The organism is Streptomyces pinistramenti (assembly GCF_020564935.1).
Taxonomy (GTDB): Bacteria; Actinomycetota; Actinomycetes; order Streptomycetales; family Streptomycetaceae; genus Streptomyces; species Streptomyces pinistramenti.
Map to the genome: position 1 here is coordinate 101579 of NZ_JAJCXB010000001.1, position 19942 is coordinate 121520.

Annotated in this window: 16 protein-coding genes; 7 read left to right on the top strand and 9 right to left on the bottom strand. The window is 72.6% G+C overall.

Annotated elements, in window-relative coordinates:
• Positions 1-159: 159 nt before the first annotated feature.
• Both LIU39_RS00595 and LIU39_RS00600 read right to left on the bottom strand, forming a co-directional pair.
• On the bottom strand, positions 160-1554 hold the full coding sequence (locus LIU39_RS00595) for a cryptochrome/photolyase family protein (protein ID WP_227043343.1): 1395 nt from the start codon (positions 1552-1554) through the stop codon (positions 160-162).
• 60 nt (positions 1555-1614) lie between these two features.
• Positions 1615-2682, bottom strand: a complete 1068-nt coding sequence (locus LIU39_RS00600; RefSeq protein ID WP_227043345.1) for a DUF1266 domain-containing protein — start codon at positions 2680-2682, stop codon at positions 1615-1617.
• 104 nt (positions 2683-2786) lie between these two features.
• On the opposite strand from LIU39_RS00600, the gene LIU39_RS00605 reads away from it, so the two are divergent.
• From LIU39_RS00605 to LIU39_RS00615, 3 genes are all read left to right on the top strand, one after another.
• Positions 2787-3785: a class I SAM-dependent methyltransferase gene (locus tag LIU39_RS00605; protein ID WP_227043347.1), complete on the top strand. Its 999-nt coding sequence runs from the start codon at positions 2787-2789 to the stop codon at positions 3783-3785.
• 164 nt (positions 3786-3949) lie between these two features.
• The gene (locus tag LIU39_RS00610) at positions 3950-4411 is read left to right on the top strand and encodes a hypothetical protein (protein WP_227043350.1); all 462 of its coding nucleotides are present in this window, start codon (positions 3950-3952) and stop codon (positions 4409-4411) included.
• A gap of 469 nt (positions 4412-4880) precedes the next feature.
• Positions 4881-5639, top strand: a complete 759-nt coding sequence (locus LIU39_RS00615) for a DUF2637 domain-containing protein (RefSeq protein WP_227043352.1) — start codon at positions 4881-4883, stop codon at positions 5637-5639.
• A gap of 152 nt (positions 5640-5791) precedes the next feature.
• On the opposite strand, the gene LIU39_RS00620 is transcribed toward LIU39_RS00615, so the two are convergent.
• From LIU39_RS00620 to LIU39_RS00630, 3 genes are all read right to left on the bottom strand, one after another.
• On the bottom strand, positions 5792-6625 hold the full coding sequence (locus LIU39_RS00620) for an aldo/keto reductase (protein ID WP_308409327.1): 834 nt from the start codon (positions 6623-6625) through the stop codon (positions 5792-5794).
• 128 nt (positions 6626-6753) lie between these two features.
• A complete protein-coding gene (locus LIU39_RS00625) occupies positions 6754-8580 on the bottom strand; it encodes an AMP-dependent synthetase/ligase (RefSeq protein WP_227043354.1) in 1827 nt (608 codons plus the stop codon).
• A 402-nt stretch (positions 8581-8982) separates the two neighbouring features.
• Positions 8983-9846 carry a LysR family transcriptional regulator gene (locus LIU39_RS00630; protein WP_227043356.1) on the bottom strand — a complete coding sequence of 288 codons (864 nt, stop codon included), beginning with the start codon at positions 9844-9846 and terminating at the stop codon, positions 8983-8985.
• A gap of 181 nt (positions 9847-10027) precedes the next feature.
• Here LIU39_RS00630 and LIU39_RS00635 point away from each other — a divergent pair, with 181 nt between their 5' ends.
• The gene (locus LIU39_RS00635) at positions 10028-11104 is read left to right on the top strand and encodes a bile acid:sodium symporter family protein (RefSeq protein WP_227043358.1); all 1077 of its coding nucleotides are present in this window, start codon (positions 10028-10030) and stop codon (positions 11102-11104) included.
• Between the two features lie 51 nt (positions 11105-11155).
• Here the strand turns inward: LIU39_RS00635 and LIU39_RS00640 are convergent, their stop codons facing one another.
• Positions 11156-13168, bottom strand: coding sequence for a sialidase family protein (locus LIU39_RS00640; RefSeq protein WP_227043361.1), 2013 nt, complete (start codon positions 13166-13168; stop codon positions 11156-11158).
• 731 nt (positions 13169-13899) lie between these two features.
• On the opposite strand from LIU39_RS00640, the gene LIU39_RS00650 reads away from it, so the two are divergent.
• Positions 13900-14346, top strand: coding sequence for a MarR family winged helix-turn-helix transcriptional regulator (locus tag LIU39_RS00650; protein WP_227043363.1), 447 nt, complete (start codon positions 13900-13902; stop codon positions 14344-14346).
• Between the two features lie 94 nt (positions 14347-14440).
• Here the strand turns inward: LIU39_RS00650 and fdhD are convergent, their stop codons facing one another.
• Together fdhD and LIU39_RS00660 are read right to left on the bottom strand one after the other, a co-directional pair.
• Complete coding sequence (fdhD, locus tag LIU39_RS00655; protein WP_227043365.1) at positions 14441-15328, bottom strand: formate dehydrogenase accessory sulfurtransferase FdhD; 888 nt, start codon at positions 15326-15328, stop codon at positions 14441-14443.
• Between the two features lie 295 nt (positions 15329-15623).
• Positions 15624-16940 (bottom strand): FAD-dependent monooxygenase, encoded by a 1317-nt coding sequence (locus tag LIU39_RS00660; protein WP_227043366.1) that lies wholly within the window; start codon positions 16938-16940, stop codon positions 15624-15626.
• A 250-nt stretch (positions 16941-17190) separates the two neighbouring features.
• Here LIU39_RS00660 and LIU39_RS00665 point away from each other — a divergent pair, with 250 nt between their 5' ends.
• Together LIU39_RS00665 and LIU39_RS00670 are read left to right on the top strand one after the other, a co-directional pair.
• Positions 17191-17868 carry a GntR family transcriptional regulator gene (locus LIU39_RS00665; protein WP_227043367.1) on the top strand — a complete coding sequence of 226 codons (678 nt, stop codon included), beginning with the start codon at positions 17191-17193 and terminating at the stop codon, positions 17866-17868.
• Between the two features lie 116 nt (positions 17869-17984).
• The gene (locus LIU39_RS00670; RefSeq protein WP_227043369.1) at positions 17985-18350 is read left to right on the top strand and encodes a chorismate mutase; all 366 of its coding nucleotides are present in this window, start codon (positions 17985-17987) and stop codon (positions 18348-18350) included.
• Between the two features lie 117 nt (positions 18351-18467).
• Here the strand turns inward: LIU39_RS00670 and LIU39_RS00675 are convergent, their stop codons facing one another.
• Positions 18468-19904: an OFA family MFS transporter gene (locus LIU39_RS00675; RefSeq protein ID WP_227043371.1), complete on the bottom strand. Its 1437-nt coding sequence runs from the start codon at positions 19902-19904 to the stop codon at positions 18468-18470.
• Positions 19905-19942: the final 38 nt, after the last annotated feature.

The window sequence follows — 19942 nt, forward strand, 5'->3', positions numbered from 1 at the left end:
GCCGCGGCGAAGGGAAGAGGACACGGCGGCTTTCGGCTTTCGGTCGGGGAGCGGATGCGGGGGCGGGACAACGGGCTGAACGTTACGGGCCGCCCCCGGATCCAGCGGCGGCAGCACCGCCCGCAGGAGCATCCGGCACCGAGTACGCCCCGCCCGCCGTCAGCCCAGGCCGCGCGCCCGCCGGAAACGGGCCAGCCCGTCCGCCAGGTCCACCAGCGGCTCCGGGTAGTCCCGCGCCGCCCGCTCCCCCGCGGCCGACGTCCACGGCCGGTGCGCGGCCGCACCCGCGAGGCCCGCCAACTCCGGTACCCAGCGCCGGACATACTCCCCGCGCGGATCGAACCGCCTGCCCTGGACGAGTGGGTTGAGAACCCGGTTGGGCCGCGTGTCGGTGCCGGTGCCCGCCATCCACTGCCAGTTCAGCTGGTTGTTGGCGAGGTCGCCGTCCACCAGCAGGTCCAGGAAGTGCCGTGCGCCCACCCGCCAGTCCACGTACAGCGTCTTCGTCAGGAACCCGGCGACCAGCATCCGTGCGCGGTTGTGCATCCAGCCCTCGTGCAGCAGCTGCCGCATCGCCGCGTCCACGACCGGGTAGCCGGTGCGGCCCTCCTGCCACGCCGCCACCTCCGCGGTGTCCTGCCGCCAACGGTCGCCCCTGGTGCGGTAGTCGGCGGTCGCCGCGTCCGGGCGCGCGGCCAGTACCTGGTGGTGGAAGTCCCGCCAGGCCAGCTGCCGTACGAAGGCCCGCGCGCCGGGATCGTCCCGGTCGGCCGCCTTGCGGACCAGTTCCACCGGCGAGAGGCAGCCGAAGTGCAGATACGGCGACAGGCGCGAGGTGGCATCGCCGGGGAGATCGTCGTGCCGGTCCTCGTAGGCGGCCAGGCCGGACCGCTGCCAGGCCCCGAAACGGCGGCGGCCGGCCGTCTCGCCGCCCTCGGGCAGTGCCGGTGACGGCATCCCGCCGGGGCACAGGCCGCCGGCCGTCGGCAGCGGATCGGAGCGCACCCCGTCCGGTACCGGAACGGTGCGCGGCGCGGGCCGTACCGTGCGCAGCCCCTCGGCCCGCCAGCGCCGGAAGTACGGGGTGAAGACGGCGAAATGGCCGCTGCCCCGGTCCGTGCCCCGCTGCCCCGCCGGCAGCACCGCGCCCGGCGGCACCGCCGTGATCACCCCGTCGTGCACCACGAGCGCACGCCGCGCCGCGGCCAGCTCAGCGCCCAGCCGCCGCTCCCTGCGCAACGCGTACGCCGAGACCCCGGCCGCGACGTGCACCTCCCCGGCCCCGGTTTCCTCGGCCACCCGGCAGGTCTCGGCGACCACTTCCCCCGTACGGATGACCAGCTGCCCGCCGCGGTCGCGGAGCCGGGCCGCCAGATCGGCCAGCGCGGCGGCGAGGAAAACGGCGCGGTTGGGCACCGTGAACCCCGCGTCCGCGACACCGGAGTCGACGACGAACAGCGGCACCACCCGGGCGGCGGAACGCAGGGCGGCGTCCAGGACGGGCTGATCGTGCACCCGCAGATCTGAACTGAACAGACAAATCGCCACATCCATGACGCATCCTTACCGCACTCCGGCCGCACTCGCGGGCCGGTACGGCGGCTCCCGCTCCGGTCACACGAAGGGGAGCCCCCGCCACGGCGAAGCGGGATCCTGGGTGAGGACCCGGTGGACGTGCAGCGCCTCGGTGTACGGGGTGCCGAACCAGCCGTTGTCGAACGCGAGCATCCGGCCGAGCGCGTACCCCGCGCCGAACTCCTCCCAGGAGCCGTAAGCCTCCCTGGCCTGCGCGCCGATCCGCGTCACGGCCTGCTCGGCCTGCGGCGGTGCGCACAGCCTGGCGCCCAGGCCCCGGCGGACGAGGTTCACGGCGTGGGCGAGGTCCAGCGCGACGAGGGACACGACCTGGCCGCCCGCGGGCAGCAACCCGTCCGTGCGGAACCGCTCTTCGTAACGGGCCGCCAGCTCGGGCACCCCGGTGTCCGCGGTTTCCGCGTCGCCTTCCGGGGCGTCTTCTTCGCCATCGGCGCGGGCGCGCAGCGCCTTCTCCGTGCCGGCCGGGACGAACTGCCCGCCGAGCAGTTGGTCAAGCCGCTGCTGCCAGGCCGCCGGATCGGTCACCGACCACTGCTCCCGCAGCGTCTGCGCGTCCGACGCATGGTCGAGGAAGACGGTGCCCAGTTCGTTCCACGGGACGCTGTGGTGCACGGCGATCGGCGCGCCGCAGGCCAGGCCGTGGGCGAGCGGCCCGTGCAGCGGCCCGGCGGTGTGCGTGCTGAGCAGGCCGCCCGGCCGGACGCCGAACCGCCCGCGGGCGTGCAGCCAGGCGGCGCGGTGCGCGCCCGTCGCGGCCAGATAGGCGGCGCACGGTGTGCCCGGGTTGACCGCGAGACACCACTTGTCGTTCGGCCAGTCCTGCGCCAGTTCCTCCACCGTGACCCGGTCGAAGAACTGCTGCGGCTGCCAGGGCGGCAGCATCCCGCGGGTCAGGACGGGGATGCACTTCCCGCCCGCCACGGGGTCGTCGTAGACCGGCAGCGGGTCCTGGCCCTGCTGCGGCACCGCCAGATACAAGTCCTCGCCCGCGACGGCGGCGAGCTGCCCGTCCCGGTCCCCACGCGCCGTTGCTTCGCACAGCCGCCGCTCGGTATCCGTCGGCGGCATCCATTCCGGAGTACCCACGAGCCCGACCTTACGGCGCCCGGCGGCACGGGCGGCGCCCGGGTGCTTGCCGAACCGGCAAGGCAAATTGCTCCCCGAAGCTCCGATGGCGCAGGCTCGGCGCCATGACCCACGACCACCACCACGACGGCTCCCGGCGGCCCGCCACTCCGCACACCCACACCCACACCCACTCGCACGACGCCTCGACGGAGATGGACTGGGAGGTACTCGGCCCGCTGCTGGAGAGCGGCGCCGAACTGCACACCCCGGTCTTCGAACAGGCCGCCGCCTGGCTGCGCGAACTGCTCACCCCGCCCGCAGCGGACGGCCGGGGCCCGGTACGCCGCATCCTCGACGTCGGCAGCGGCCCGGGTGTCACCACCTGCCTCCTGGCCCACGCCTTCCCCGAGGCCGAGGTCGTCGCGGTGGACCCCAGCGAGCCCCTGCTGGAACGCGCCCGCACCCGCGCCGGCCGCCTCGGGCTCGGCGACCGCGTCCGCACCCACATCGCCGAACTCCCGGACGGCCTGGACGCGCCGCCGGTCTCCGGTGACGGCTCCGGGTCCGGCACCCGCCCCGCCTCCGGCCCGGTCGGCGACGCCGATCTGATCTGGACGAGCAAGGCCCTGCACCACGTGGGCGACCAGCGGCGCGCGGTTTCTGCGCTCGCGCGCCACCTGCGGCCCGGCGGGCTGCTGGCCGTATCGGAAGGCGGCCTGGCCGCGCGGTCGCTGCCGCGCGACATCGGCATCGGCCGCCCCGGCCTCCAGGCCAGGCTCGAAGCGGCGAGCGAGGAGTGGTTCACGCAGATGCGGGCCGAGCTGCCCGGTGCCGTCGCCGCCGTCGAGGACTGGCCTGCACTGCTCACCGAAGCCGGCCTGCACACCCCCCGCTCCCGCAGCTTCCTGCTGGACCTGCCGGCCCCGCTGTCCGCCGACGGTCGCGCCTACGTACTCGCCGGCCTGGCTCGCACCGCCGAGATGTACGGCGAGCTGATCGACCCCGACGACCTGGCCGTCATCGACCGCCTCACCGACCCGGACGACCCGGCAGGGTTCGCCCACCGCCCCGACGCCTTCCTGCTCACCGCCCAGACCGTGCACACCGCCCGCGCGCACTGACGGGAGCCGCCCGCGAAGCCCCGCCCTCGGCCGGAGGGGGGCTTCGCGGTGTCCGTGCCGCCGATCGGGAGGCCGGGCCGCCCGGCTTCCGGTGGCGTGGCAGCCCCGGAGACCGCTGGCTAAGCTCGGTGAGGGGGCCGACGACCCGATCGATGGAGGCTCCGATGATGCTGGTGCCCGATCCGCGCGACGTGGCCCCGCGCCTCGCCACAGGCGCGTTCATCCTCAACTCCGGCCTCGGCAAACTGCACGCAGACGAGGCGACGGCCCAGGGCGTGCACGGCATGGCCTGCACGGCGTACCCGTTCCTGGAGAAGATCGAGGCCCAGAAGTTCACCAAGCTCCTGGCGTGCGCGGAACTCGCCGTCGGCGGCGCCCTGCTGGCCCCCTTCGTGCCCAGCCGCCTCGCCGGACTGGCACTCACCGGGTTCGCCGGCGGACTGGTGGGCCTCTACCTGCGCCTCCCCGGGATGCGGGAGTCCGGCAGCCTGCGGCCCACCCGGGACGGCATCCCGCTGGCCAAGGACACCTGGATGCTGGGCATCGGACTGGGCCTGCTGAGTTCCGGGGCGCGCTGGGGATGCCCGGCCGGCGCCCGGCGCGGCAGGCGGCGGTGCCGCCGCTGACGGGCGGACGCGGAGCGGGACGCGCTGGGCCATCTGGCCGTCTTCCACGGCAACCACGCGGCCCGCAGATCACCCGAATGCCGGGTGTACCTCCCCGCGGAGGGGTCGTTAACCGGACGTGACAGCAGCATGCCCCGATCACCCCGCACGATCGGGTGAACCGAGAGTGCGCCGGCCCGGAGGCCCCCGCGGAATGTCCCGCCGCCTCCGCGCCGGCCGCGACGGCGCCTGCGCGGGGCTGCTGAATCGTTCACCTGGAGCCGGTGTGCCCGACGGATACCCGTCCGGCACACCGCCGTTCACGAAGGGACCGGCGCACCGCGCCACCCGTGAACGTCCGCAGCTCACGCCCTTTGCCCTGTCCAGCCCCGGCCGTCCGTCGCCCGGCATGCCCCCGCGGCGCCTCCGCTCCTCGTCCGCCTGCTGCGCGGCGCGCGTACCGGCCAGGGTCCTATCCGAAAGACATGTCGTGCACGAGACCCAGACCTTCATCCCGGCACAGCAGACCGACGGCCACCTGCGGAACGGCGATGCCTTTCCGCACTCTGTCCGGGATGCCGGACCGCAGGTCGGTATGCCGCTCTTCGCGCCGCAGGCGGAGCCCTACGGATTCGGCAGAGTGCCCTGGGAGAGTGTCCCCGGGTGGGACGGCGAGGGTCTGGCCGTGCAGCAGGAGCCGTTCGCGGCGCCGTATCCGCCGGTTCCGGAGGCCGGGCCGGTCGTCCCGCATCCGCGCTCGCGGCGGCACCGGCCCGGCATCCACCGGGCCGACCGGACGCGGATCCGGGCATGGGCACGGATGCTCAGCTCCACGGCGGCGGCGCTCACCGCCGTGCTGATCAGCGTGCTCGGCGCCATGGTCTGCTACACCCCGCTGCGGGCCCTCGCCTCGGAAGGCGTGCCGGGCGGCCTCGCCGCGCTCTGGCCGCTGCTCATCTACGGGCCGTGGACGGTGGCCTCGCTCTCCATCCTGCGCGCCTCCGCGAACCGCCGCCGGGTCCGGCACTCCTGGTGCGTGGTCATCCTGCTCTCCGCCGTAGCGGTCGTCCTGTGCATCGCCCACGCGCGGCTCACCCTGCCCGCGGTGAGCGTCGCCGGACTGCCGCCGATCACCGTGCTGCTGTCGTTCCATCAACTGGTGCGCCAGATCGAGCCGCAGGGCCCCGGTGAGCCGACCACGGCCAAGGAGTCCGGCACCGGAAGCCACCGCAAGCCGGGCGGGGAATAGCGGGAACGACGGGCAGCAGAAACGTTCTTGGAAGACGGCGGCGATCCCAACGGCAAGGATGCGGAGCGGAGTTGACCGCAACGAGGGCAGAAACGACGGCGCCGCCGCTCCATGAGGGCGGGGCGGCGGCGCCGTGCGGCGGGACGGCCGGCTCAGGCCACGTCGAAGGTGTCCGGGTCCGGGCCCAGACGGGTGCCGTTGTCCAGGGCGGCGATGGCCGCTAGGTCGGCGTCGTCCAGCTCGAAGTCGAAGACGTCGATGTTCGCGGCGATGCGCGAAGGAGTCACCGACTTCGGGATGACGACGTTGCCGAGCTGGATGTGCCAGCGCAGCACCACCTGGGCGGGAGTCTTGCCGTGCTTCTCCGCGATCGGGGCGAGCGCCGGGTTCTCCAGGAGGCCCTTGCCCTGGCCCAGCGGCGACCAGGCTTCGGTCGCGATGTGGTGGCGGGCGTGCAGGGCGCGGGCCTGAGCCTGCGCGAACTGCGGGTGCAGCTCGATCTGGTTGACCGCGGGGACGATGGACGTCTCGCCCAGCAGCCGCTCCAGGTGGGCGGGCTGGAAGTTGGAGACGCCGATGGCCTTGGCGCGGCCGTCCGAGTAGATCTTCTCGAAGGCGCGGTAGGTGTCGACGTATGTGTCCTTGGCCGGGAGCGGCCAGTGGATGAGGTACAGGTCGACGTGGTCGAGGCCGAGCTTGGCGAGAGAGGCGTCGAAGGCGCGCAGGGTGGAGTCGTAGCCCTGCTCGGCGTTCCAGAGCTTCGTCGTGACGAACAGGTCGTCACGGGCGATGCCGGAAGTGGCGATGGCCTTCCCCGTACCCTCTTCGTTGCCGTAGACGGCGGCGGTGTCGATGCTGCGGTAGCCCGCCTCAAGGGCGTGGCCGATGGTGACGGTCGCCTCGTCGTCCGGCACCTGCCAGACGCCGAATCCGAGCTGCGGCATCGAGACGCCGTTGTTGAGCGTGATGGTGGGGACCTGGCTCACGGGGGTGCGATCCTTACGTCGGCTTTCGTGTTCGGGAACAACAACGATCATCCGCGCTCCCGCATTCCCGCGCAGGCCGACGACATGCGGGGAATCGCCGGATCCGCCGGGTTCACCTCCCCGGCAGATCAGCTCCGGTACAGCGCGTCCACCTCGACGAGGTAGGCCGCCTCGATCGCCTTGCGCTTCAGCTTCAGGGACGGCGTCAGCAGCCCGTGCTCCTCGCTGAACTGGTTGGCGAGTATCCGGAAGGTACGGATCGACTCGGCCTGCGAGACAAGGGTGTTGGCCGCGACCACCGCGCGCCGGATCTCGGTCTCCAGATCGGGGTCGCGTACCAGGTCGGTCGGCGGCATCTCCGGCTTGTCCCGCATCGTCAGCCAGTGGGTGACGGCCTCCGGGTCGAGGGTCACCAGTGCCGCGATGAACGGCCGGTCGTTGCCGACGACGATGCACTGCGCCACCAGCGGGTGCGCCCGTACCCGCTCCTCCAGGACCACCGGTGACACCGTCTTGCCTCCCGAGGTGACCAGCACCTCCTTCTTGCGGCCGGTGATCGTCAGATAGCCGTCCTCGTCCAGCTCGCCCAGGTCGCCGGTGGCGAACCAGCCGTCGTGCAGTACGGCGTCGGTGGCCTTGGTGTCGTTGAGGTAGCCGTGGAAGACCTGGCCGCCGTACAGCCAGATCTCGCCGTCATCGGCGATGTGCACGGTCGTACCGGGGATCGGTGTGCCGACCGTGCCGAAGCGGGTGCGCTCGGGCGGGTTGGCGGTGGCGGCGGCGGTGCTCTCCGTCAGGCCGTAGCCCTCGAAGATCCGCACCCCGGCGCCGGCGAAGAACAGGCCGAGCCTGCGCTCCATCGCCGAGCCGCCGGACATCGCGTGCCTGACCCGGCCGCCCATCGCCTCCCTGACCTTGCTGTAGACGAGCTTGTCGAAGAGCTGGTGCTGCATCCGCAGCGAGGCGCCGGGGCCGCCGCCGGTCCCGAACGCCTTGTGTTCCAGGGCCTCGGCGTAGCGGACCGAGACGTCGACGGCCTTGTCGAACGGGCCGAGCTTGCCCTCGGTCTCCGCCTTGCGCCGGGCCGCGGCGAAGACCTTCTCGAAGACGTACGGCACCGCGAGGATGAAGCTGGGCCGGAAGGACTGGAGGTCGGGCAGCAGCGCGCGGGCGCTCAGCTCGGGCTGGTGCCCCAGCTTGACCCGGCCGCGGATGGCCGCGACCTGGACCATCCGCCCGAAGACGTGCGCCAGCGGCAGGAAGAGCAGCGTGGATGCCTCGTCGCCCGGCTTGGAGTGGAACACCGACTCGTAGCGCTCGACGATGTTGTCGGCCTCGGCCATGAAGTTGGCGTGCGAGAGGACGCAGCCTTTGGGGCGGCCGGTGGTGCCCGAGGTGTAGATGAGCGTTGCAGTGGCGTCAGGGGTGACCGCCATCCGGTGGCGGTGCACGACGTCGTCGTCGATGTGCGCCCCGGCCGCGGTCAGTTCGGCGACCGGGTCCGCGTCGAGCTGCCACAGCTTGCGCAGCTGGGGCAGCCGGTCGATGACCGAGCCGACGGTCATCGCGTGGTCCTCGTGCTCGACCAGGCACGCCGAGACGTCCGCGTTGTGCAGCATCCAGAAGACCTGCTCGGCGGACGAGGTGGGGTAGAGCGGGACGGTCTGGGCGCCGATGGACCACAGGGCGAAGTCGAACACGGTCCACTCGTAGCGCGTACGGGACATGATGCCGACCCGGTCGCCGAAGCGGACGCCCTGGGCGAGCAGTCCCTTGGCGAGGGCGAGGACCTCGTCCCTGAACTGCCCTGCGGTGACGTCCTTCCAGTGCCCTTCGTCGTCCTTGCGCGCGAGGGCGATCCGTCCGGGATCGGTGTCGGCGTGGTCGAAGACGGCATCCGCCAGCCCGCCGACCCGGGGCGCGGTCGCCAAAGGCGGGACGGTGAACTCGCGCAATGACCCAGCTCCTCGTGGTACTCCTCACAGGGCCGCGACCGTACCCCACCGGAACGTCACGCGGGAGGTCTGTACCATGCCCCGAGCCCGGTTGCACAGTCCTTGGTCATCCGGCGAAACCGGGTCACTCCGGAGAAGACAGGACATGATCCGGTCGATTCGGTGCGGAACGATCACGACGCCGGGCCTTTATCTGCACCAAATCTCTGCACCGTTTTCGGCTCTCCGGCACGGGTTCCGGCCTCTGTGGCACGGCGCGGCGGGCGCGGTGCGACCCCAGGGAAGCCGGCGTCGCGACGGTCCGGAGCACGCAGGGCACAAGAGTTCGGGACGGCTGGAAATCGAGGGTGGGGGCAGGGTGGTTCGGGGCTTTTGCGGGGCTGTGTCCGTCGGCCCGCTCGCCTAGGGGAGGTGCAGTCGGTCGCCGCCGGCCAGGATCGCGTCGGCCAGCGCCTCGGCGGGGCCGCGCTCCGCGCCGGTGCGCCGGCCGTACAGCAGGACGAAGTCCACGCCGCCCAGTTCGGGCAGGCCGGTCCTGGACGGCAGGCGGACCAGGCCGGGCGGGATCATGCCGAGGGTGTGGGCCATCACGCCGAGACCCGCGCGGGTCGCGGCGATCAGACCGTTGAGGCTGCCGCTGGTGCAGGCGATGCGCCAGGCGCGGCCCTGCCGCTCCAGGGCGTCCAGGGCGCGGGCGCGGGTGACGGCGGGCGGCGGGAAGACGACCAGCGGTACCGGACGGTGCGGATCGAGCCGCAGCCGGTCGGTGCCCACCCACACCAGCCGGTCCCGCCACACCAGCCGCCCGCGGTCCTCCTCCGGGTTCCTTTTGGCCAGCACCAGGTCGAGCCGGCCGGCCGCCAGCAGCTTGTGCAGGGTGCCCGACAGCTCGACGGTCAGCTCCAGGTCGACCTCGGGGTGCTCGCGGCGGAACCCCTCCAGGACCTCCGGCATCCGGGTCAGCACGAAGTCCTCGGACGCGCCGAACCGCAGCCGGCCGCGCAGCCGCGTCCCCGTGAAGAAGCCGGCGGCCCGCTCGTTCGCCTCCAGGATGCTGCGGGCGAAGCCGAGCATGGCCTCACCGTCCTCGGTCAGCTCGACGCCGTGCGTATCCCGGGCGAACAGCCGCCGTCCCGCCGCCTCCTCCAGCTTGCGTACGTGCTGGCTCACGGTCGACTGCCGCAGTCCCATGCGCTGTGCGGCCTGGGTGAAGCTCAGTGTCTGCGCGACGGTCAGAAAAGTGCGTAGTTGTACGGGGTCGAACATCGGCCACCTCGATGGCGTGAAGGGCGGCGTGCCGGGCAAAGTCGCAGGCCGGGGAGACATCACTATTCACGATGACAGTGACCACGGTAAACGGGGTTCCCGATCGCCGGGGCGACCGGCAAGCTGGCGAGGGCACCGTCCATGCCCGTCCGTGACCGCTGAACAACCCGAAGTGAGATCCATGCGCCGCCCTTCGCTCTCCCTGCCCTCCTGGCTGCCCGTGGACGGCTACATCCTGGCGCTGCTCGGGACGGTCGGGCTCGCCGCCCTGCTGCCCGCGTCCGGCCCGGCCGCCACCGTCGCGGACGGCGCCTCCACCGGCGCCGTCTCGCTGCTCTTCTTCCTCTACGGAGCCCGGCTCTCCACCCGCGAGGCAATGACCGGGCTGCGCCACTGGCGGCTCCATCTGACCACCCTGGCCTGCACGTTCGTGCTCTTCCCCGTGCTCGGTCTGGCGGCCCGCGGGCTGGTGCCGTACGTCCTGCCGGCCAACCTCTACACCGGGCTGCTGTTCCTGTGCCTGGTGCCGTCCACCATCCAGTCCTCCATCGCCTTCACCTCCATCGCACGGGGCAATGTCGCGGCGGCGATCTGCGCCGGGTCGTTCTCCAGCCTCATCGGCATCGTCGTCACCCCGCTGCTCGCCGCGCTGGTGCTGGACGGTGAGGGCGCCGGCTTCTCGGCCGACTCGCTGGTCTCGATCGTCTGCCAGCTGCTGCTGCCGTTCGTGGCCGGGCAGGTGCTGCGCCGCTGGATCGGCGGCTTCATCACCCGGCACAAGAAGCTGCTCGGTTACGTCGACCGCGGCTCGATCCTGCTCGTCGTCTACAGCGCCTTCAGCGCCGGCATGGTCGGCGGCATCTGGAGCCAGGTGTCGCCGCTGCGGCTGCTGTGTCTGGTGGGTGCGCTGGCCGTGCTGCTCGCGGCGATGCTGACCGCGACGTCGTACGGATCGAAGAAGCTCGGCTTCGACCGCGAGGACCGGATCGCGATCACCTTCGCCGGGTCGAAGAAGAGCCTGGCGGCGGGGCTGCCGATGGCCAGCGTGCTGTTCGGCGCGCAGGCCGGTCTCGCGGTGCTGCCGCTGATGGTCTTTCACCAGATGCAGCTGATGGTCTGCGCGGTGCTGGCGAAGCGGTACGCGGCGCAGGCGGCGGAGGAAGCGAGGGCGCAGGAGGGCCCGGGTGCGGTGGCCGGGAGCGGCGGGCGGCCGTCGGCGGCGGAGGCCGCGGTGGGGGCCGGGAGCTGTCGGGGCTGAGAGCGGGGGAGGGGCGCCGGGCCCGGCGGACATCGCCGGGCCCGGCACCGTTCAGCGGCCCTGTACCCGGTCGAGCGGGAGCCGTAGCACCGTTGGGCCGGACGGTGCGGCGTCCGTGGTGCGCAGGCCGGTCAGCTCCTGGTCGGTCAGCGCCCTGCGGTAGACGCCGACCTCGTCGAGTGCGCCGGTGAACTGCGCCCGGCTGTCGAGCCGTTGGCCGAGGTGCACGCCGAAGACGGAGCCGCGGCTGACCGATCCCGGCACGTCGGGCACCGTCGTGGTCGCCGTGCCGTCCACGGTCAGCCGCAGCCGTCCGCCGCCGCGGCGCAGGGCGAGGTGGTGCCAGTGCCCGTCGTTGTAGGAGCTCGCGGTGGAGACCACGGCGGTGGCCGGGGGTGCCGCGCCGTCCACAGCGGTCAGCCGGCCGGTGATCCTGCCGTGCGCCGGGTCGCCGACCAGCGTGACCTGCGGCGCGGCGGCGCCGGATCCGCCCATCCACAGCAGCGGCTGCTCGCCGCGGGTGGCGTCGTAGCGGAACCAGAGGCTGCAGGTGAAGGCGTGGGTGCCCAGCGGGAGGGAGTCGCGGTACGGGAGGCGGACCGCGTCGTCGTTGCCGTCGAAGGCCAGGGCGCGGCCGAAGACGCCGTCGGTGGTCCTGGCGCCGCCCAGGACGAGGGCGCCGGGAGCGCCCGGTGCGGCGTCCCGGGTCGTCGGGTCGGGGGCGCGGCGCGGGCCGAGCCACTGCTGGGTGAAGCGGGCGAAGCGCAGTTCGTCGCGGGCGTCGGCGGCGCCGCCTTCGTAGAGGAGGCCGGTGACGTCGGGGGAGATGGCGACCAGGTCCGAGTAGCCGGACCAGTCCGTGGTGACGCGGGCGCCCCGGTCGACACCCTCCCAGGTGCGGCCCTCGTCCCAGGAGGAGCGGATGGTCATGGTGCGGCGCCGGTCGGGGTCGGCGGGTGCCGCGAGCAGCGTCCGGCTGTGGCCGCCGGTGGCGCGGGATGCCGGCAGCCGGAGCGCCGATGCCTGCACCATCGGTGTGTAGAGGTCGGGGATGGCGCGGAACGGGGCACTGAAGGTGTCGCCGCCGTCCCGGCTGACCGCGGCGGTGCGGTGGCCGAGGTCCGTGCCGTCCTGTTCGCGCCCGTTGACGTAGACCGAGCCGTCGGAGCGTTCCAGGAGGGCCATTTCGGAGGGTTTCTGGCGGAAGGTGCCGGCCGGCTGCGCGCCCTTTCCGGTCGTTGGGGTTCCCCGGGGGACGGCGCCTGCGGTGATCGGCCAGCTGTCGACGGCGCCGACCCGCCAGGTGGTGCCGCCGTCGTCGCTGTGGACGAGGGCCGCGTGGTTGGCGGTGATCCGGCCGTCCGCGTAGCTCTCGGCGTTGATGCCGACGACCAGCCGTCCCGCGTGCCGCCCCCGCGTCAGCTGGATGCCGTGCAGCGGGCCCGTCGTGTACCAGGAGTTCCACTGCGGGGGCCGGATGGCGGGGGTGAGGTCACGGGGCGTCGACCAGGTGGCGCCGTCGTCGTCGCTGTACTGGAGGTGAGGGGTGCGGTCGCAGGGGGTGGTGCAGTTGAGGCCGTCGGTGCGGCCCTTGTTGTAGGTCTCGGTGAGGAGGATGCGGCCGGTGCGGCGGTCGACGACGGGGACCGGGTTGCCGTGGGTGTCGCCGCCGCCGTCGTTGACGACCTGGAGCGGGCCCCAGGTGCGGCCCCCGTCGGTCGAGCGCTTGAGGACGAGGTCGATGTCTCCGGCGTCGCCGCAGTCGTGCACCCGTCCCTCGGCGAAGGCGAGCAGGGTGCCGCGCGCCGACTCGACGACGGCCGGTATGCGGAAGCAGGCATAGCCCTTTTCCCGGTCCGCCTTGAAGAGGACCTGCTGGTCGAAGCCGCCTGCGGGGGCGGTGACCGGGGTCGCCGCAGGGGCCGCGGACCGGCTGGGTGCGGCGTCGGCCGGAGCGGTGGGGAGGAGGGCGAGCGCCGCTGCGGTCAGTGCGGCGAAGGCGGCGGTGGCGCGCCGCCGGGGTCTGCTGCGGAGAACGGAGTGTGCACGGAGGGCTGACGTCATGGTCCGGCCTGCTTTCGAGGCGTCGGGCGTCGGTCATCAGGACGGGACATCCCACGTCCCATGTCCTGTGACGGAACGTACTGCCGCCGCTACAGCGCGACAAGGAGTGTGCGCCGGTTGGCCCGTCCCGGACCGGAATTCACCCGCGCGGACCGTGGTGGGTGCGCCGTCGGCGCCGCGCACGCCGGGCGCGTACCGCTGCCGCGCGCCCGGCGCCCGGCGAATGTCACGGCCGGAGCGCGACCTTGCCCAGGTTGCTCCGGGCCTCGACGATCGCGTGTGCCTTCGCCGCGTCGGCCGGCGGCAGTTCGGCGTGCACGGCGGCCCGCGGCCGGTCGGCTCCCGCACCTCGGTGTGGTGCCGGTCGTGCAGCTCCCGGTGCGCGGTGGAGAAGTGCCGCATCGTCAGCCCGGTGCGGGCCTCGGAGCCGGTGAGCAGGTCGTGCGGGGGGGCGCCGGAGTTGAAGAAGATCAGACGGCCGCCGTGGTCGGCGCGCCGAGTACGCGCGTGAAGTCCGCCGTGGCCGCGGATCCGGCGGCCGTCACGACGCGCGCCACGCCCCGGAGTTCGGTCGGCGGGACCGCGAGGTGACGTGGCGTGATGGTGAAATGCGCCGTATGGACGGGTGCCTGCGGAAGGTTCGTCGGGTGTCCCGGCGGTGATCCGCCGACGGAGGGGCCGCCAGCGCATTTCCGTTGGGAGCGCCAATGGATTCTCGGTAGCCTGACCCCATGGCCGACACCCCCTACGCCCCCAGTCGTATCCGTGTGCTCCCCAGTTGGCTGCTGGGCCGGGCCGCCGCCCGCGGGCACCGGCTCGTCGCCGACGCGCTGGCCGCCGAAGGGATGCGGATGATGCATCACGCCGTGCTGTCGGCCGTCGCCGAAAGCGGCCCGGTCTCGCAGGCGGACCTGGGCCGCACGCTGGGCATCGACCCCAAGGACATGGTCGCCGTCGTCAACGACCTGCAGAAGGACGGGCTGGTCACCCGCAGCCCCGATGCCAGGGACCGGCGGAAGAACGCCGTGGAGATCTCCGCCGAGGGGCGGCGCAGGCTGCGCCGCACGCAGAAGCTCGGCGACGAGGCCAACGCCGAACTGACCGCGGCCCTGACGTCGGACGAGCGCGCCCAGTTGGTCGCCCTGCTCACCCGGATCGTGCGGCCCGGGGCGGGCTGACGGTCACCCGGATCCCGGGGCGGGCCGTACGCGGGCCGGCGGCGCAGGGGGCGCGCTTCGCCGGCCGGCCCGCCGGTCCGTGCCGCGGGGGGCGTCAGGCCCGGCCGGCCGTGGCCGGCAGGGCGATCCGATGCTCGCCCGCGTACACGTTCATGGAGGTGCCGCGCAGGAAGCCGACCAGCGTCAGGCCGGTCTCGGCGGCGAGGTCGACGGCGAGCGAGGACGGGGCGGAGACCGCCGCGAGGACGGGGATGCCCGCCATCACCGCCTTCTGCGCCAGCTCGAAGGAGGCCCGTCCCGACACCATCAGCACGCTCGACGACAGCGGCAGCAGGCCCTGTTGCAGCGCCCGGCCGACGATCTTGTCCACGGCGTTGTGCCGCCCGACGTCCTCCCGCACGTCGAGCAGTTCCCCGTCCGTGCTGAACAGCGCCGCCGCGTGCAGGGCCCCGGTCCGGTCGAAGACGTGCTGGGCGGCCCGGAGCCGGTCGGGGAGGAGGCTCAGGGTCGCCGGGTCGATCCGGACCGGGGTGTCGGGGGAGGTGTCCAGTGCCCAGTGCGCCGTGGTGCGCACCGCGTCCAGGCTCGCCTTGCCGCACAGGCCGCAGGACGACGTGGTGTAGACGTTGCGCTCCAGGGTGATGTCGGGGACGGGCACACCGGGCGCCAGGCGCACGTCGACGACGTTGTAGGTGTTCGCGCCGCCCTCGGCCACCGGCAGGGGCGTCCCCTCGCTGCCGACGGCGCCCGCGCAGTAGACGATGTGTGCCAGGTCGTCGGCGGACGCCAGGACCCCCTCGCTGACGAGGAAGCCGGCGGCCAGCGCGAAGTCGTCACCCGGTGTGCGCATGGTGATGGCCAGCGGCTTGCCGCCCAGCCGGATCTCCATCGGCTCCTCGGTGACGAGGGTGTCCGGGCGGGTGGTGGTCTGCACCCCGTCGCGGATGCGGATGACGCGGCGTCGCTCGGTGACCCGTCCCATGTCTGATCAGTTCCGTCCTCACCGGCGCCGTGCGTCCGGTGCGTTCTGTGCTGCCGGCCGAAGCGGTTCCCCTGCGGAAGCCGCCGGGGCCACCGGACCGCGGTGCGGCGGGGTGGCCTCGGCCCTTGACGCTCTCATTGTCCTGTACGTACCGGGCGGGCGGTGGGTGGCGCCGTGGTGGGGCGTGTGCCGGAGCTCAGGTCGGCCGGGCAGGGCAAGCGAATATTGTCTACAGTATTCGCCCGCCGGCGGCAAGGGGGCGGCGGCAACGGGAGTGGTGAAGGGGCGGTTTCGGTCAACTCGCGTTCTCAGGAACGGAGTTCGCTTCCGCCGAAGGTCCCCGAGGTGTCGGACGCGGCCCACTGCCGTGCCAGCGCTTCCCGGTCCAGCGCCGGCCAGTCCGGTGTCTCCACAGGACCAGCCACCGGCCGAGCCGCCGGCCCAGCTCCACCATCGACCGGCCGGCCGCGCCGCGTCCGCTGCCGTACGCCGCCGGAGAACCGGGCCGCTCGCGGACGGTGCACAGCACGCGCTCCAGTGCCGCAGCGTCCTGGAGCGCCTTGACCGCGCCGGCCCCCGTGTGCGGCCGCGCGACGGTGGCCGCGTCGCCGGCCAGCAGCAGCCTTCCGGAGACGTAGTCGGGCGCGGTGAAGTCGTAGAGCGGCTGGATGAAGCGTTCCGCGGGGGGCGTCAGGCGGATCAGTCCGCCCCAGTACGGGGGCAGCAACTCGTCGGCCACTTGGTCGAGATGGGTGTGCAGTGCGTCGGAGAGCGTGCCGGGCGGCAGGCTGGTGGGGGTGTCCAGGTGGAGGCCGAGGCCCGGGGGCGGGGTGGTGTAGAGGACCCAGTTGGCGCGGTGGCCGCCCCGGCCGTCGGGGATGCGGTAGATGATGACGTGGCCGCCGGGGAAGACGGCGTAGACGCAGTCCTCCTCGGCCCAGCCGGACGGTGGCAGGCCGGGCAGGTCGAGGGTGCCGAGCAGTTCGCAGGGGACCGCGCCGCGCCAGGCCAGGTAGCCGGCGTAAGCGGGCCGGACGCCGGGGAACGCCGCCTGCCGCACCACCGAGCGGTAGCCGTCGGCGCCGATGACCAGGTCGTAGCGGCGGGTGTCGGCTTCGCCCTCGCAGCGCAGCGTGGCGCCGTCGGCCGTCGCCGCGACCTCGCGCACCGTCGTCCCGGCGCGGAACGTGACGTCCGCAGGCAGCCGCCGCCGTAACTCCCGCCAGAGCGGCCCCCAGCAGGAGGAGCGGAACGGGAACGGCAGGGCGGCGATCTCCCGGCCGAACGGGGCGCGGCCGTCCCTGACGTACCAGCGGCGGGTGGTCAGCCGGACGCATGGCATGGCGGCGTCGAGGTAGCCGGCGGCGGCCAGTTCGGCGTAGCGGTCGTCGTGGACCGCGAGGCCGACGCCGCGGTCGGCCAGCTGTCCGGCGGCCCGCTCGAAGACGGTGATCCGGCCGGCGCCCGCGCGGTGTGCGGCGAGCGCGGCCGCGCAGCCGGCGACGCTGCCGCCGACGATCGCGATGTCGGCCCCCGCCGTCGCGCATGGTTGTCGCCCCCTGCCGGGCGCCGGGAATCCGGCGCTTCCTGCCGGCGGTGCCGCCGGTCCCAATGGGGTTCATTCTCCCCGCAGTTGGCGCGGGCGCGAGGTGGCCGGGGCGGCAGATCACCGGTCGTCCTGCGCGAGGGAAGGGGAGTCGGTAGACTGTAGACGATAACCAATTGCACCACCACGCGTGAGAGCCGTGAGCGATAACCCATTGCACCGTGCTGTGCAGTTCCGTCGTCGTGCGGGCCGATGCCGTCGGTCCGCGGTCCTGTAGGTGCGCACGCTCCCGCAGGCGTCAACAGAGGGGATCTCGATGCTTTCCGCCGGACTACCGCAGGGCACCGTCCCGAAGCTCGAACGACCGGGACCGCTGCGCGAGCGCGTCTACGAAGCGCTGCTGGAACTGATCACCACCCGCGCGCTGCGCCCGGGGCAGCATCTGGTCGAGAGCGAACTCGCCGGGCATCTGGGCGTCTCACGGCAGCCGGTGCGCGAGGCGCTCCAGCGGCTGAGCACCGACGGCTGGGTCGATCTGCGGCCCGCCCAGGGCGCGTTCGTGCACGAGCCGACCGAGGAAGAGGCCGACCAGCTGCTGACGGTCCGTACGCTTCTTGAGGCCGAGGCGGCCGGGCTTGCCGCGGCCGCCACCGGGTCCGCGGGCATAGCGGAGCTGGAGGAGCTGTGCACCACCGGCGAGCGCGCGGTGCAGGACGACGACGTGGACGGTGCGGTGGTGGCCAATGCCGCCTTCCACGACAAGGTGATGGAGCTGGCAGGCAACACCGTGCTCGCCGAATTGTCCGCACAGGTCGGGAGACGGGTGCGCTGGTACTACACGCCGGTGGCCCGGCAGCGCGGCAAGCAGTCCTGGATCGAGCACCGGGAGCTGATCGCGGCCATCGCCGACCGCGACGAGGCCCGCGCCGCGGCCGTCATGCGGACGCACACCGAGCACACCCGCCGCACGTACCACGAGCGCGCGCAGACCTGACACCACGGTGGCTCCGGCGGGTCGGTCCGCTCCCCGAGACGCGGATCGGCACCGCCCCGCCCGGCGGGTAATGTGCACCCGTTCACGCACCACCGATGACGAATGGCGAGAGGCACATGAGCGAAGGGACAGCAGCGGCGGCCGGCGACGCGGCCCGCGTCGCCGACGAGGCGGCCCGGGAGCGGCTGCTCCACCTGCGCAGCAGCATCGACAACCTCGACGCCGCGCTGGTGCATCTGCTCGCCGAGCGCTTCAAGTGCACCCAGCAGGTCGGCGAGTTGAAGGCCCGGCACAGCCTGCCGCCCGCCGATCCGGCCCGCGAGGCGGCCCAGATCGAGCGGCTGCGCACCCTGGCCGCCGACGCCCGGCTCGATCCGGCCTTCGCCGAGAAGTTCCTGAACTTCATCATCAGCGAGGTCGTACGCCACCACCGGGCGATTGCCGACCGGACGCTGGAGGAGACCGGCAACCCGGAAGGCTGACCCGTACGGCATTGACGTCACAGCAGGGCCGGCACAGCAGGCGAGGCGGGCGGCGCCGATGAGACACCGTCCGCCTTCGTCATCCTGCCGGCCGCTGTCCGCCGCGGCCGGGCCGGCTCAGATCAGCTCACGGCTGATCGGCCGAGGATTGGGCAGGACCTTGCGCACCCGCGGCCTGCCCGGCTGCCGCAGCAGCAGCGCGCATCCCGCCGCCACCATGGAGACGCCGCCGGCCACCGCGTAGGCGCCGTAGTAGCCCCAGGAGTCGACCACCATCGACCCCAGGCCGCCGCCGAACAGGCCGCTGATCAGCTTGCCGCTGTAGACCAGGCCGTAGTTGCTGGCGTTGTAGTTCTCGCCGAAGTAGTCCGGGGTCAGTGCGGCGAACAGCGGGTAGAACGCGCCGCCGCCGAATCCCGAGAGGAAGGCGAAGACCAGGAAAAGCCATTGGCTGTGGAGGGTGCCCGCCCAGATCACGCCGAACTGCGCGAGCCCCAGCATGACGATGACGAACACCAGCGTGGCCTTGCGGCCCCACAGGTCGGAGAGCCAGCCGACCGCCCCTCGCCCGACGCCGTTGACGACGGACATCACGCCCATCGACGAGGCGGCCACCAGCGGCCCGAAGCCGACGTCCTCCGCGAAGTCCACCTGGAACGAGATCCCGAATATCGATACACCGGCGGTCATCACGACCGTGACCCACATCAGCGGAAGCATTCCGCTGCGGAGCGCCTCCTTGGGCGTGTACTGCTTCACCGCGGGCGGATTCTTCGCCAGGCTCGCCGCGCTCTTCCTGTTGCCGGCGAAATGATGGGGGTCTCCCCTGCTCGAACGGAGCTGAGAGCTTGAGGAAGGGTCGATATCGGCCGGCCACCAGTTCTTCGGCGGATCCTTGAAGAACCAGGCGCAGACCGCCACCACGATCAGCACGTACACGCCGATGAGATCCAACACCTCGGCGAAATTGCTGGTGTCGAACGCGTAGTTGAAGATGAAGATGAACGGCAGCGCGCCATAGGCGAATCCACCGTTGACGAATCCGGTCTTCGCGCCCCGCCGTTCCGGGAACCATTTGCCGACCATGTTGATACAGGTGGCATAGACCAGACCGGAACCGAGACCGCCGACCACGCCGAAGCCGCAGATCGCCAGGAAGACGTTGTCCAGGTGCGCGAGTGCGACGAAGCCGACGAGGCAGAGCCCCGCCCCGAGGAAGGTGGCCCGGCGGGCGGTGAGCAGACCCCGCTCACGCAGCCAGCCGGCCGGGAAGGCGACGCCCGCCTGGAAGAAGATCCAGACGCTCAGGATCCAGAAGGTGTTGCTCTGCGACCAGCCGTGCGCCTGCGACAAGGTGTCCTCGGCGGAGCCGTACGCGTACTCGGACACGCTGATCGCGATCATTGCGATCCACGGCAGGTACACCATTAATTTGCGGGAATGCCCGAGCAGGTCCCGGTCGGTTTCCCCGATCCGGTACACCCGCCCCTTGCTGTCCGTGACTTCCCGGAATGCGGCACCGCCTGCCGCATTCCGGTCGTTCGTTGTACTCATGTGGTCCCCTTGGAATCGAAAGAACTCGGTCAGCGCCC

Bases quoted from the DNA above. Each gene is read 5' to 3' on its own strand.
- LIU39_RS00665 (WP_227043367.1), top strand. From the start codon at position 17,191: ATGCTTTCCGCCGGACTACCGCAGGGCACCGTCCCGAAGCTCGAACGA.
- LIU39_RS00675 (WP_227043371.1), bottom strand. From the start codon at position 19,904: ATGAGTACAACGAACGACCGGAATGCGGCAGGCGGTGCCGCATTCCGG.
- LIU39_RS00670 (WP_227043369.1), top strand. From the start codon at position 17,985: ATGAGCGAAGGGACAGCAGCGGCGGCCGGCGACGCGGCCCGCGTCGCC.
- LIU39_RS00640 (WP_227043361.1), bottom strand. From the start codon at position 13,168: ATGACGTCAGCCCTCCGTGCACACTCCGTTCTCCGCAGCAGACCCCGG.
- LIU39_RS00635 (WP_227043358.1), top strand. From the start codon at position 10,028: ATGCGCCGCCCTTCGCTCTCCCTGCCCTCCTGGCTGCCCGTGGACGGC.
- LIU39_RS00605 (WP_227043347.1), top strand. From the start codon at position 2,787: ATGACCCACGACCACCACCACGACGGCTCCCGGCGGCCCGCCACTCCG.
- LIU39_RS00650 (WP_227043363.1), top strand. From the start codon at position 13,900: ATGGCCGACACCCCCTACGCCCCCAGTCGTATCCGTGTGCTCCCCAGT.
- LIU39_RS00630 (WP_227043356.1), bottom strand. From the start codon at position 9,846: ATGTTCGACCCCGTACAACTACGCACTTTTCTGACCGTCGCGCAGACA.
- LIU39_RS00595 (WP_227043343.1), bottom strand. From the start codon at position 1,554: ATGGATGTGGCGATTTGTCTGTTCAGTTCAGATCTGCGGGTGCACGAT.
- fdhD (WP_227043365.1), bottom strand. From the start codon at position 15,328: ATGGGACGGGTCACCGAGCGACGCCGCGTCATCCGCATCCGCGACGGG.
- LIU39_RS00610 (WP_227043350.1), top strand. From the start codon at position 3,950: ATGATGCTGGTGCCCGATCCGCGCGACGTGGCCCCGCGCCTCGCCACA.